Annotated in this window: 13 protein-coding genes and 1 tRNA gene; 4 read left to right on the top strand and 10 right to left on the bottom strand. The window is 39.5% G+C overall.

Annotated features, from left to right (window positions below):
* Positions 1 to 49: 49 nt before the first annotated feature.
* Positions 50 to 125, top strand: a tRNA-Gly gene (locus L2096_RS11800).
* Between the two features lie 366 nt (positions 126 to 491).
* On the opposite strand, the gene L2096_RS11805 is transcribed toward L2096_RS11800, so the two are convergent.
* Positions 492 to 701, bottom strand: coding sequence for a cold-shock protein (locus tag L2096_RS11805; RefSeq protein ID WP_004938289.1), 210 nt, complete (start codon positions 699 to 701; stop codon positions 492 to 494).
* Between the two features lie 510 nt (positions 702 to 1,211).
* Here L2096_RS11805 and L2096_RS11810 point away from each other — a divergent pair.
* Positions 1,212 to 1,487: a hypothetical protein gene (locus L2096_RS11810; RefSeq protein ID WP_004938290.1), complete on the top strand. Its 276-nt coding sequence runs from the start codon at positions 1,212 to 1,214 to the stop codon at positions 1,485 to 1,487.
* Positions 1,488 to 1,539: 52 nt separating this feature from the next.
* On the opposite strand, the gene L2096_RS11815 is transcribed toward L2096_RS11810, so the two are convergent.
* From L2096_RS11815 to L2096_RS11835, 5 genes are all read right to left on the bottom strand, one after another.
* Complete coding sequence (locus L2096_RS11815; RefSeq protein WP_004947782.1) at positions 1,540 to 1,734, bottom strand: hypothetical protein; 195 nt, start codon at positions 1,732 to 1,734, stop codon at positions 1,540 to 1,542.
* A 23-nt stretch (positions 1,735 to 1,757) separates the two neighbouring features.
* Entirely contained in the window at positions 1,758 to 2,003 is a 246-nt protein-coding gene (locus tag L2096_RS11820; RefSeq protein ID WP_502801295.1) for a transposase, read from the bottom strand.
* A 514-nt stretch (positions 2,004 to 2,517) separates the two neighbouring features.
* Positions 2,518 to 2,763: a hypothetical protein gene (locus L2096_RS11825; protein WP_212515660.1), complete on the bottom strand. Its 246-nt coding sequence runs from the start codon at positions 2,761 to 2,763 to the stop codon at positions 2,518 to 2,520.
* 379 nt (positions 2,764 to 3,142) lie between these two features.
* Entirely contained in the window at positions 3,143 to 3,631 is a 489-nt protein-coding gene (locus tag L2096_RS11830; protein ID WP_250365524.1) for a DMT family transporter, read from the bottom strand.
* Positions 3,632 to 3,639: 8 nt separating this feature from the next.
* Positions 3,640 to 4,074 carry a DMT family transporter gene (locus L2096_RS11835; protein ID WP_025094718.1) on the bottom strand — a complete coding sequence of 145 codons (435 nt, stop codon included), beginning with the start codon at positions 4,072 to 4,074 and terminating at the stop codon, positions 3,640 to 3,642.
* 100 nt (positions 4,075 to 4,174) lie between these two features.
* Between L2096_RS11835 and L2096_RS11840 the strand changes: the two genes are divergently transcribed.
* Entirely contained in the window at positions 4,175 to 5,107 is a 933-nt protein-coding gene (locus L2096_RS11840; protein ID WP_055415293.1) for a LysR family transcriptional regulator, read from the top strand.
* A 61-nt stretch (positions 5,108 to 5,168) separates the two neighbouring features.
* On the opposite strand, the gene L2096_RS11845 is transcribed toward L2096_RS11840, so the two are convergent.
* Together L2096_RS11845 and L2096_RS11850 are read right to left on the bottom strand one after the other, a co-directional pair.
* The gene (locus L2096_RS11845; protein WP_004938312.1) at positions 5,169 to 5,603 is read right to left on the bottom strand and encodes a hypothetical protein; all 435 of its coding nucleotides are present in this window, start codon (positions 5,601 to 5,603) and stop codon (positions 5,169 to 5,171) included.
* A gap of 130 nt (positions 5,604 to 5,733) precedes the next feature.
* On the bottom strand, positions 5,734 to 6,234 hold the full coding sequence (locus L2096_RS11850; RefSeq protein WP_004938316.1) for a hypothetical protein: 501 nt from the start codon (positions 6,232 to 6,234) through the stop codon (positions 5,734 to 5,736).
* 540 nt (positions 6,235 to 6,774) lie between these two features.
* Between L2096_RS11850 and L2096_RS11855 the strand changes: the two genes are divergently transcribed.
* Entirely contained in the window at positions 6,775 to 8,445 is a 1,671-nt protein-coding gene (locus L2096_RS11855) for an OFA family MFS transporter (protein ID WP_250365474.1), read from the top strand.
* A 52-nt stretch (positions 8,446 to 8,497) separates the two neighbouring features.
* Here L2096_RS11855 and L2096_RS11860 read toward each other — a convergent pair whose 3' ends face one another.
* Together L2096_RS11860 and hrpA are read right to left on the bottom strand one after the other, a co-directional pair.
* Entirely contained in the window at positions 8,498 to 9,607 is a 1,110-nt protein-coding gene (locus L2096_RS11860; RefSeq protein ID WP_004938320.1) for a beta-ketoacyl-ACP synthase III, read from the bottom strand.
* Positions 9,608 to 9,634: 27 nt separating this feature from the next.
* Positions 9,635 to 13,462 (bottom strand): ATP-dependent RNA helicase HrpA, encoded by a 3,828-nt coding sequence (gene hrpA / locus L2096_RS11865; protein ID WP_284444933.1) that lies wholly within the window; start codon positions 13,460 to 13,462, stop codon positions 9,635 to 9,637.
* Positions 13,463 to 13,730 lie beyond the last annotated feature (268 nt).

Raw genomic sequence — 13,730 nt, forward strand, 5'->3', positions numbered from 1 at the left:
CGTGATGTATTGACAGTCAAGACAAACTGTATATAATGCACCACACATTGCGGGAATAGCTCAGTTGGTAGAGCACAACCTTGCCAAGGTTGGGGTCGCGAGTTCGAGTCTCGTTTCCCGCTCCAAAATTTTTAAATTTGGATTTACAGGTCATATAACATTCAATGTTATATGACTTTTTTTTGTCTAAGAATTTTGTATACGCACTGATAATAAAATTGCTGCCAAGTTGGCTTAAAGAGTTTAGTTAATTTCTATGATATAGAGTATAAACTTGACAACACTTCCCTCATAAACAGTATTTCTAATAGACTGTCTTTTAAAATTCTAAGCAACCAAATCATCAGTGTTTCAATGAATAGCTTTGTTTAATGATGAAATGATATGGATTCAGAATACACAAAGGGCTGAGTTAGCATCATCTGAACGAGAAAAAGTCTAAAATTCAGCAATAAAAAAAGCACCCGAAAGTGCTTTTTTTTAATTGTTACTTATTGAGCAACAATATTGACAGCGCTTGGACCTTTCTGGCCTTCAACGATACTGAATGATACACGCTGACCTTCATGAAGCGTTTTGAAACCTGAGCTTGCAATTTCTTTGAAATGTGCAAAAACGTCAGGACCTGAATCTGGTTGAATAAAGCCAAAACCTTTAGTTTCGTTAAACCATTTAACGGTTCCAGTAACTGTGTTAGACATAATCTTACCCTATATTTTTAATAGTAAATTGCCAAATAAAATTTGACCGATATAACTTTGAAAATTTAACAAATTAAGCTCAAGAATCTAAAAAACGGAGGATTATGAATAAAACTTCGATACTTTAAAAGGTTTAACTAATTGTGTCATTTCTCTAGCTAGACTCTATACTATCCTAAAAACCGCATCAAGTATATGCTTATTTGATATATATATACTTACAAAAATAAAAAATGATTACGCAAAAATCGATAAAAATTAGAACCTTAAAAATATCATTAAAAAATATTTTCTATCACATTAACAATTATATGTTATAGTCGAATTTTAAAATGCATTAATTTTATATTTATTTTCGGATGATCCATCATCGGAATTTCAATGTAAAATAATTTTCTTATCACCTTCCTATTTTTTAATTAACTAATTAAGTTATAAATATTTTAATTGAAATAAATTTAACTATTTAAATAAATTAATTAATCTCAATTTAGGCCAAAAGGATACCTTATGTCTAGGTCTACCATGATTAATTATAAAATCACGATTCAAGATGCAAATAATTTCATCAGAAAAATCATCAAAGTAAAAGATATTCAATTTAATAAAGAACTTCTTTACGAAACAAATGAATGGTTATGGATTTTTGAAGACAATAATGAGTTTTGTCCATTTGAGCTCTGGAGTTTTATGGATCGCGTAAAAGTACATGATGGACTCATTTTTAATCATAAAATATATAAAGTCATTGAGGTCACTAAAATGAATAAAATAAGATATATATAATAAAAAAGCTCATATTATGAGCTTTTTTATCTATTTTTTAACCATACAGCTATCATTTGGTTTTTAATATTTTTACAGCAGTACCAGGCTCATGATTGTTTAATGCGAGCCAGAGCACTTTACTGTTATCTACATGCCCTTTAGTCATGACACTTGCAATATCTACCTCAAAATTTTGCAAAACGTCATTTGCATAGTAAACGAGATTAAATACTGATTTTATTTCAATGGCTTGTTTATTGATCATCACATTCAACTTTCACTATTTTTTCATGTAAAAAAATTAGATTGTAATTTATAGAGTTTATTAAATTCGGTGTAAAAAGACTTTCCATCTAAATTTAATGCCAGAACCGTACCAGATTCTAATTCAACTTGCTTCGTCACCTCAACCAAGGTCTGACCATGCAAGTTACTTTGGACTTTTTTTAATGGCACAATATTCACGCGAATAATGTCGCCATTTACTGCTTTGGCTGTTGTCCAGCCGTTCATAATATTCATTATAAAACCCATATTTATGAGCTTTTGTAATCAGAAAAGATTAATTTACATGTATCCAACTTGGATAGTGATAAGTTAAAGGCATCTCGCCTAAGATCTATAACAGTTACATCAGCTTTAATGACACATAGGTGTCGATTGATCATATTTAGTTTGATTCAACATAGCAGCCTGATTTGCTCAAACTGCTATTCACCGGTGTACCTTTTAGGTACACAATGCGTTAAAGATTTGAATTCATATAAAATATTAATTACTTTTATAAAATGTGGGAGCGCAAGTCCATTAACAACTCAAATCTACTTGTTCTGAATCGGAACAATTTCGGCTAAAGTTATAGTAACACCATTTCTCAGTAATACCTAATTTAAGTCGCTTTCAGATACAACTCTCATTCGTTTTAATTGCTTTATAATTCGGCTTAATATTTAGCAAATTAAGCAAAATTGAAGCATATAAGTTATATCCTGAATTTTTGAAGACAATTGAAAAATAAGAATAAATAATATATTTCACATGGCGTTATTTATCGCAAGTTTTGAAACATTGAAAACGTAATAGCTTTACCTTTCATGTCATTAAAATCTTTATACAACGTATTGTTTTTAATAAATAAGTTGAAGTATTTATTTTCAGATAACGCTTTATCATCTTCTAATGAAAAAATAGTGATACCAGCTTTTGAAAATAGATCGTCTAAATTTTCAAAAGTCGTATTCTTTTGAAAGAAATTCTCAGAAAGTATTCTTCTGATACTTACTTTTACTGTCATTTTGAACCTCACAAACGAAACAACTCTTTCAAGCATACACATTTAAAGGATGCTATTGGCAAAATAATTTTTTTGTTACAATATTTCAATAAAATCAAGATTTTGATGCTTTTAAATTATTAAGCTGCTGTTTCATATAACTGACTAAATTATCAGCAAATTAAAAGTGTAAATCTTAGTTCTCACCCCAATTTTTAATACTCATTTTTATAAAATTTTTCATTCAATTTTCATAAATTTTTCTATTTTAATTAACTTTAAAAAAACCCTTTCGGGGTTTTTGCATCTTCTAACTTATGTCTACTTATAGATGATTCAAATAAGAGACGAAACATATGATAAACATGAAATTCATCAATCAATATCTGATATCTTTTCGCTACTTAAGAGGCTTTAGGTCTGATACTTTTTCGGCCTTAGGTTGCATCGTTTTACTGCTTGAGTAGATAAAGTAAAGCGCTATACCCAAACAAATTAATGCCGCGAATCGTTCAATAGAAAAAGGCAAAGCTTCATTATTCAACCAGCCAAAATTATCGATCAACATACTCATGAGCAACTGACCGAAAATCACAGCAACTGTTGCAACAGCAGTCCCGATACGCTGTACAGCCAGCACCATAACAACAATATATGGCACACCACAAAAAGCACCTAATAATTGCCATTTAGGTACATCAAGCAAAGTCAGTGAATGTCTGGGTTCGAAATAAAAAATTAATAAGGCAGTAATTAATGCGCCAACCGAAAAGGTTAAAAACGCACTTTTAAACACACCGACTTGGCTTCCAAGTTGGCCATTAATTGCAGCTTGAACACTCAACATGGCACCACCAAACACTGCCAATAGAATCATAAATGTTGTGATCATATTCGCTATCCTCGTGCAACCAAAATAAGTGCAATCACAATAAAAACTAGAGCAATAAGACGTTTAGAATCGATTTTTCGATGAGATACACCCAATAGACCAAAGTGATCAATCATCAGACTTTTAAAAATCTGTCCGGCTAAAATACCAATCATGGTCATGGCTATGCCAATCACAGGTGTAGTAATGGTCAGAATAATCACATAAATCGGACCCAATACACCGCCAAGCAACTGCCAAGAAGGTATCGAGAAAAATGAAGGCGTATTTCGCGGACTAAAAAACAGCATCAGTAAAAATGTGAGCGCTGCGCCAACTCCAAAAATACTGAATGTTGCCCATAGCTCCCCGACTTGTGCACCCAGTGGGCCTAATAACCCAGCTTCGACAGACAGTCCCATTCCACCTAAAATGGTTAACAGAACAAAGACCAATTGCATGATTAACCCGATCGTTGTATTGAAAGCAACGCATATTAATCTAGCCAATTCATTTTAAAAACCGCATAATTTATAAATCACTTTTGCAGATATTGCACAAATGAATCTTTCACATTCTATTGATATACGTGCGCTTCGTTTATTTGTTCAGGTGTATGATGCGCAAAATTTTTCTACTGTTGCCAGAAAAGAAGTGGTTTCAGCATCGTTAATTTCAAGAACCATTCAACAGCTTGAAAATGCACTGGAGCAGCAACTTTTTTATCGTAATACACGGGCAATTACCCCCACGGAATCGGGTCATTTGTTTTATGAATATGCCAAGCGTATTCTCGATCAGTTTGACGAAGCTCAAGAAGCTTTACAAGATAAGACTGTTGAGCCATCTGGTCTCATTCGAATTAATGCGCCTGTATTTTTTGGTCAACGACATATTGCACCGTGGTTGACAGGCCTCTGTAAGCGCTATCCAAAACTTTCGATTGAGCTGATTCAAACCGACGAATATATCGATCCATTTAGAGACAGCACCGATCTGGTTTTTCGTATAGGCGTACTCAACGATTCCTCTTTACACGCGCGAGTATTTGGTGCACAAAAATATTATCTTGCGGCATCACCTGAATATTTATCCAGATACGGACAACCTCAACAACCCACGCAGTTATTAGAGCATAAAGCGCTTGTTTATAAAGGGTTTGAAGGACCAAATCGCTGGTTAATTAAAGAAGCAGACGGCGCATGGACTCAATTACCAGTCCATGCACTCATGACATCGAATAATGCTGAGAGCCTTATGCGTGCAGCACTTGATGGTCTGGGTATTGTCATGTTCCCAGATTGGCTCATTGGAGAAGCGTTAAAGTCAGGTGATTTAGTTCAATTACTTCAACCGCATGAAGTCTCGATTAAATCCCAACCTCAATACATTGCGGCAATTTATCCAAATGCACGCCATCCACCCCTGAATGTTCGTGCAGTCATCGATTACTTTAGCGAGATTTATGGCACTCCACTTTACTGGCAGTATTAATCACTCAGTAAAATTAAAATTAAACTGAACTCATTTAATGAGCTACCAGTGCCGTGCCAAGTTACTTACATACAATTCCAGAACCTTCTTTATAGTAATCCGTCGCGGTTTTGAGCTCTGCCAACAATTTGGTTTCATTAAACTGATTTGGCTTTAAATGAACCAGCGCCGGTATGTATTCAGATTTATAAACATTGGGCCAATCGACGCACAAAATCTGGACGCGCTGGGTTTGCGAAGTATTGGGATTGTCGAGCAAGTCCATAAAATGACTAATTTGTTTGTCCGATTGTTCAAACTGGGCCTGATAGTTAATTGCTTTTGGCGCCTTTTGTGCTTGAACAGCTTCGGAGCTGTGCATCGGTGCAGAGGCCGAATGCACTGCGCTCGATACATGATCTGCCGATGTCTTTGGCTCAGGTTGTTCTGGTGAACGATCACATGCAGTAAGCGATAAACTAAGGAGCAAAAGCGCGAGACTATGACGTTTCATCATGATGTGAGTGGCTTAAAAGCTTGAGTATAAGATGACTTTTCATCTAACACTACTCGATTTATAGCAACTTGTTTAAACAACTCTCAATTGATTCATAAAAAAATACCCGCTCGAAGGCGGGTATCTTGTATCAGTTTAGTTTGGTAGAACGTGCCATCACCTGTTCAGGCACATTTTGTTTTAAAATCACTGCAAGTGTTTTTTCATTTTTTGCAGTATCAATGCCATTACTTGCCAATACTGCATTCACATCTTTAGGGCTTAAAGTAAACATGGCGCCAGTCATTGGATCTACAACCAAGATTCCAATCAGACCACCAAAAATAATATTACCGAAATACCAGCCATTTAAGCGTGACTTAACTTGCATGGTTTGAGTTTGATATCCATCTTTAGAAAATGAGACTTGATAGTTTTCAGGCTGGAAAAAACCGGCGCTTTTTTTGAGAGTTACAGTCGCAGGAGTTTGTCCCATATGCACTTTTTCACCTTTTTTATTGGTGATCGTGATCGTTGCAATTTCTGGTACGCTTTTAAATGACATCGTTTGGGTTGAACCCGTAATAATGGTTGCACATCCTGTGAACGTTGCAGTGACTGCCAATAAAGACGCAATTAATGTTTTTTTCATTTCAAACTCAATGATTACATGTTGTAAAAATTTAGAAACAAAACTTTACACTTTGTTGTTATATTGTCAATTTTTTCTTTATAATTTCATTGAGTTAGTTGCTTTTTTAGGCAAATTAGATACTTTATTCATTTAGAATGATGCCTTAATTGTGGGATGATGAGTTAAGTAAGGAAAATCGACATCATTTGGGTTTAGCGGCACTCATTTCACTACGCCGCGATATTCATCATTGTTTTTTTGATTATTCTTGATCTAATTTTTATATCTTGATAAAAAAAATAGTTTAAAACATTAATTTATAATAATTTTGATGAATTCTTACGACTCTAAATAGAATCACATTCTCAATATTTTTAAGATTCCTTATTTTTAAACTCCCTGTATGATGGAAAAATCGTCTACTCCATGTCTGCGCCAAAAAATTTTAAGATTTGTCGATACTAACAACCAGATTTTCAATCAGATCTCAATAAATAATCATCGACAAAGGCCAAACTATGACGTATATCGAAGCAAATAAAATAGGGAAATCACGTTATGGCAACAACAGATTCAACCTCTGGCGCTCAGCCCCCCTTTCTTTCTAAGCAAAGAATCATTGCAAAGCCAGATTTTAATCGCTGGCTCGTCCCTCCTGCCGCTCTTGCCATTCATCTGTGTATTGGTATGGCCTATGGATTTTCGGTGTTCTGGCTACCGCTCTCCAAAGCAATTGGAATTGAAGATCCTGTCGCTTGTGCTGCCGATGTCGGCTTTTTTCAGCAATTGTTTATTACCACTTGTGACTGGAAAATCTCGACGCTCGGCTGGATGTATACGCTGTTTTTTGTTTTGCTGGGGAGCTCCGCTGCAATTTGGGGGGGATGGTTAGAGCGCGTTGGCCCACGAAAGGCTGGACTGATTAGTGCGCTGTGCTGGTGTGGCGGCATGCTGATTTCTGCACTCGGCATTCATTTACATCAGTTCTGGTTGATGCTTTTAGGATCAGGCGTGATTGGCGGAATTGGCTTAGGTTTGGGTTATATCTCCCCCGTCAGTACACTAATTAAATGGTTCCCCGACCGCCGCGGTTTGGCAACAGGCTTGGCGATTATGGGCTTTGGTGGCGGTGCCATGATTGGTTCACCTCTTGCAGTCGAATTAATGGCACACTTTTCAACACCAACTAATGTGGGCGTGGTAGCGACTTTTGTTTGCATGGCGCTGGTCTATTTTGTATTTATGGTTGCGGGTGCACTGACTTACCGAATTCCGGCACAAAACTGGAAACCTGCAGGTTGGGAACCGAGCGCCAAAATGCAGCAAAATGCATTTATTACCAAACAACATGTACATGTTAAAAAGATCTGGGGCATCCCTCAGTTCTGGCTGGTCTGGGCGGTACTCTGCATGAATGTTTCCGCGGGGATTGGCGTGATTGGCATGGCTTCACCCATGCTTCAGGAGGTTTTTGCGGGTCAGTTAATTGGGCTACCTTTAAAATTTTCAGAACTTAGTCAAGATCAGCTCAAAACTATTGCAGCAATCGCTGCCGGCTTCACTGCATTGCTGAGTCTATTTAATATTGGGGGTCGGATTGCGTGGGCCAGTTTATCCGATCGTATCGGGCGTAAAGCCACCTATAGCGTATTTTTTATTTTAGGTGCGGCTTTATACGCTTTTGTACCGTTTGCAGCGCAAATGGAAAGTAAGCTGTTATTTGTTGGGGCGATCTGTATCATCATCAGTATGTACGGAGGTGGATTTGCTACAGTTCCGGCTTATCTGGCCGATTTATTCGGCACCCAAATGGTTGGCGCAATTCATGGTCGATTACTCACCGCATGGGCTACCGCCGGTATTTTAGGGCCTGTGATTGTCAATAATATGCGTGACTATCAACTTGGTTTAGGCCTTGCAGCGAGCCAAGTCTATAACCAGACCATGTTTATTTTGGCAGGCTTATTAATTGTGGGTTTAATTTGTAACCTATGTATTCGTCCGGTCAATCCCAAGTATTTCATGACGCCAGCCGAACTTGAAGCAGAGCAAAAAAGTGCCGAAAAACATCATGAAAATCAACAAGTATCGAGTGCGATTCTGACTGAATCGAGTACTGCAAGTAACAATCACCTGTTACTGGTGGTGTTGGCATGGTTAGCGGTGGGTATTCCATTACTCTGGGGCATTTATCGTACGCTCATCAGCGTTAAAGCTTTTATTCAGTAACGCTTAGCGCATAAAAAATCCCGCCGATGCGGGATTTTTTATGCGCTAATAATTAGCTTGCTAGTCGCTTTTGAACCAAGATCGATCCAACGGAATAACCCGCACCAAATGAACAGATTACGCCATATTCATCTGATTCGACCTCATGACCCGTACGATGCAGCGCAATCATTACTCCCGCAGATGACGTGTTGGCAAATTCATCTAAGATAATAGGTGTGCGCTCAGGTTCAGCATCTTTACCCAATACCAGTTTGGCAATCAGCTGATTCATGTTCAGATTAGCCTGATGCAACCAGAAACGCTTGATCGACTCAGCTTCAATTTGGTTTTTTTCAAGTTGTGTACTGATGATTTTTGCCACCAAAGGACACACTTCCTTAAATACTTTACGGCCATCTTGACGAAATTGTTTATCATCACGTACCGCATCTTCGCTTCGATTTAAAAAGCCGAAGTTGTTGCGAATATTATTGGAAAACTGGGTAAACAAATGGATATCTAAAATTTCAAACCCATTTTTAGTTTCGGTGTCCTCAATAATCGATGCCGTAGCAACATCACCAAAAATAAAGTGACAATCGCGTGAACGATAGTCGGTATGGCCTGAAGTAATTTCAACATTGACCAGTAGCACACGGCGCGCGCCAGACTTAATGGCATCATATGCCTGTTTTAAGCCAAACGTTGCCGCCGAACATGCCACATTCATATCATAGGCATATCCTTCGATCCCGAGCGCCGTCTGTATTTCTACAGCAACTGCCGGATAGGCACGCTGCAAATTAGAGCATGCCAAAATCACGACATCGATATCTTCCGGAGCTACCCCCGCATTGGTCATGGCATCCTTTGCTGCCCACACGCCCCATTCGGCTTGAATCGAAAGCTCGTCATCGGTACGTTCTTCAAGGCGTGGGCGCAAGCGTGATGGATCAAGTACACCTGATTTTTCAATCACGTAACGGCGCTGAATCCCTGATGCTTTCTCAATAAACTCAGCACTTGAGCCTAAACGCTCTGGCAACTCACCCGCAGCGATTTTCTCAGCATTGTCCTGATTGTACTGTTCTACATAGGCATTAAGACTTTCGACCAGTTCTTGATTACTAATCGATTCGGCTGGATGGTACAAACCTGTACCGGTAATACGTACGCCCATGTAAAACTCCTTATGAGAATGCGGGGATTATTGAATTCCTAAACGCTGCCAAGCTTTTTGCAGACGTGATGATGACACTGGCATCTTAGTTTTCATAGGTTGTGAAAACAGTGAGATTCTCAGTTCTTCAACCATAAAATAAATCTCTTTAAGTTCAGGTTTGTGCTTAAACTTAAAAAGCTTATCCATCCAAGGGTCAACATCGGCAATGGCCGACTCATCACGCTTTAAATTATTGGGTAAACGATCTAAACGCATTAATAATGCTTTTAAATAACGTGGATATTCAAGCCAAACCTCTGACCCTTGCGTATACACAAAGTCGCTAAGCTGCATTAAATCCAGCTGATCTTCAATATCGTCAATGCTACGACCAAAAATATCGCCATCCAGCATCATCAGTTGACGACGAATGTCTTGCCACTGAACAAAGATATCGGAAATCACTTCTAAAGCCTGCTGTCCATGCGTTAAGAACTGCTGTTTGACCTGTTTAAGCAGTGCTTCAAACTCAGCCTTATTGACTGGTAAGGTATCGATGCTGAGCTCAAGTGTCGCATACACCAGCATTTGCTCGAGTTTGGCTTTTTCACCCAAAGGTGAATAGGCCAAGAAAAGCGGTTTGGAAATCTGCTTTTTCAACTGGCGAGTTAAATCCCCCAACTGCATATGAATCAGGCGAAGCACACCTTCACGATGCTGCTTAATCGCTTCATGCTGATCGTTAAAGGTTTGAATGACCACGCCAGATTCATCTTTTTGCTCGAGTGCAGTAAAAGCTTTAGCAGGTACCAAGGCCTGATACTGCTTTACCACCACACCCGTCACTTTCTGCGATGCTTCAAATACGAAGTTGTCAGGAAATTGTTGAAACTCGCCTTTCAACTGTTTCACTGGACGATGAGTTTCGGTACGACAACGCGCTTTGAGTTCAGCAAGGTCGCGTCCTTTTTCAAGAATACGCCCTTTTTCATCGGTCACCACAATAAACGGCACCAGATACTGCTCAATTCGCTCAAAAGAGAAATCTTTTTCGGTGATCTCTTCGCCACGAAGTGCAAAAGCCAAAAATTTAAAGATATGCTGATTTAAATGGACAGCATCAACTGATTGCATCAGTTTTTTGGCTGTATCGGGAATGGGAACCAAATGACGACGCTTGTCTTTAGGCAAAGATTTAAGCAAAGCTTCGATTAAATCCAGACGCCAACCCGGTATCCCCCAAGACCAACGATTTTCATCCACTTGTGGCAGTGCCTGCACTGGAATTTTAACCGTTGCACCGTCTTCATCATGACTCGGATCGAAACGATAACTAGTAGCGAGACGGAGTTCACCATTTTGCAAATAATCCGGAAATTGTTGTGTGGTTGGTCGATCATTTTGCCAGAGCGCATCGTCATCAATAAACAAATAACGGGGCTGTTTGGGTTCAACCGTTGCACGCCAGTCTTCAAAACTACGTCGACTTGCTATTTCGGCAGGAACACGTTGGGCGTAAAATTGATAGACTGTTTCTTCATCAACCACTAAATCACGGCGACGCAACTTGTCTTCAACTCGCTCAACTTCTTCGAGCTTAAGTAAATTATGCTTTAAAAATGGTGGCGTGATGCCTAAATTGCCAGTCGTGAGCGCATCACGTAGAAAAATTTCACGCGCAGCAGGATGGTCGACTTTTTCAAAATTGACCAGCCGCTTTGGCTCTACAATCAGGCCAAACAGCGAAATTTGTGCATAAGCTTGTACCAAGCCTGTTTTTTTCGACCAGTGTGGCTCGTAGTAGTGATATTTCAGTAAATCTCGTGCCGCAAGCAATATCCATTCCGGATCGATTTTGGCCAAAGTTCTTAAATACACCTGTGAGGTTTCGACCATTTCGAAGGCCATGACCCATGCCGTATTCGATTTGTGCAGCGTACTCGCTGGAAACACTTTGGCTTTTTGCTGGCGCACAGCCATATAAATGTTTCGTTCGTCGGTTTTATTGGCAATAAACGACAGCAAGCCTGTTAGCAGTGCGCGATGCAAATTTTCATAGGTGGCAGTTTTTTCATTAAAAGATAAATTTAAGCCTTTTGCCAGATCGACCAACTGTGCATGGGTTTGCTTCCACTCGCGCAAACGTAACCAGCTCAGAAAATGCTGACGAGCAAAATGACGACGTTTATTTTCACTCGATGTTTCCGGGCTATTTTTTAAGGTATCCCAGAGTTTAAGATAAAATAAAAAGTCAGAGTCAGCTTCACGAAACAACGCATGTTTCTGATCGGCTTGCACTTGTTTGTCGGCAGGACGCTCACGCGGATCTTGTACCGCGAGGGCACTCACCACCACCAAAATTTCGTTCAACACGCCAAAATGAGAACCGCCGACAATCATACGCGCCAAACGCGGATCGATCGGCATGCGTGCCATGATTTGCCCAACTTGAGTCAGTGTGGCTTTTTGTTCATTAAACGCGCCCAGCTCGACCAAAAGCTTGCGTCCGTCATTGACTAAACGATGGTCTGGCGGTTCAATGAAATCAAATTCTTCAACGCGCCCCAAGCCCAAGCTTTGCATCTGTAAAATAACCGAAGCCAAATTGGTTCGTTTAATTTCAGGCTCAGTAAAGGCCGGACGGCTAGCAAAATCTTCTTCGCTGTATAGACGAATACATACACCCGGCGCAATACGACCACAGCGTCCTTTACGCTGATTTGCTGCGGCTTGTGAAATGGCTTCTATGGGTAAGCGCTGTACACGAGAGCGATAGTTATAGCGCGAAATTCGCGCAAAGCCACTATCGATGACATAGCGAATATTGGGTACGGTCAGCGCGGTTTCGGCAACGTTGGTCGAAATGATAATTCGACGGCCTTTATTTCCCGGCGTAAAAATCTTTTGTTGTTCGCTTAAACCCAAACGAGCGTATAGCGGCAAAATTTCGGTATGCTTCGGGCCATATTTTTCTAATGTTTCTTGTAACTCTCGAATTTCCTGTTCAGTACTTGAAAAAATCAGGATATCTGCATGCTGTGGATGGCCTTTTTCTTCGGCATCGGCAAAGCATTCTTCGACTGCCTGTACCACTGCACGCGGTAAATTCTCTTCAAAATCATCAAACTCATCGTCATCACTACTGCCAATACTTAGCTCAGAAATTGGGCGATAACGGACTTCAACCGGAAAGCTTCGACCTTCCACTTCAAAAATGGGTGCATGATTAAAATAAGCACTAAAACGGTTTACATCTAGCGTTGCCGAAGTAATGATGACTTTTAGATCAGGGCGTTTGCTCAAAATTTGTTTGAGATAACCCATAATAAAGTCGATATTCAATGAACGCTCATGTGCTTCATCGATGATGATGGTGTCGTATTTATTTAAAAAGCGGTCATGTCCTAACTCAGCGAGCAAGATACCGTCCGTCATGAGGCGCACGATGGAATCATTCGAACCTTGCTCATTGAACCGCACTTTAAAACCGATTGATTCGCCTAGCTTTTCGCCCACTTCTTCTGCAATACGCTGAGATACGCTGCGTGCTGCCAAACGACGCGGCTGCGTATGACCAATCATGCCAGTAAGACCACGACCAGCCAGCATAGCAATTTGAGGTAACTGTGTGGTTTTTCCTGAACCGGTTTCACCGGCTACAATAATCACCTGATGTTTTTGAATTGCTGCAATCAATTGGTCTGCATATTGGGTAACTGGCAGATCCTGATTCAGTTTAATGTTGGGTAAACGTGCTAGGCGTGCTTTGACTTGAGCATTGGATTTCTCAAATAAAGACTGATAATGCTCTGGATTTTTATCTTTACCCTTGCCTAGTCGATTTAAGCGATGTCGGTCACGCACCATAACCATTTGATCTACATCTAAACCACTATGCACAGATAAGTATTCCTAATCATTTTCAATAGATCGTCCATTTTACGCGGGAATATGCATGAACGAAAGTCATTCAGTCTATTTCTTTTTTTGTGAATGCGCTTGAAATTAATCACATACGCCTCAATACAAACAAGAATGCGGCGTGCTGAAGGCTGTCATCGAACGATCATACAACTTGCCTAGAGTTGTAATACCGATCGGATGGAGAAATCTTAGGCAATTGTATACTCAATTCACTTTT

It is taken from the genome of Acinetobacter sp. ACZLY 512, from assembly GCF_023614015.1.
GTDB lineage: Bacteria > Pseudomonadota > Gammaproteobacteria > Pseudomonadales > Moraxellaceae > Acinetobacter > Acinetobacter soli.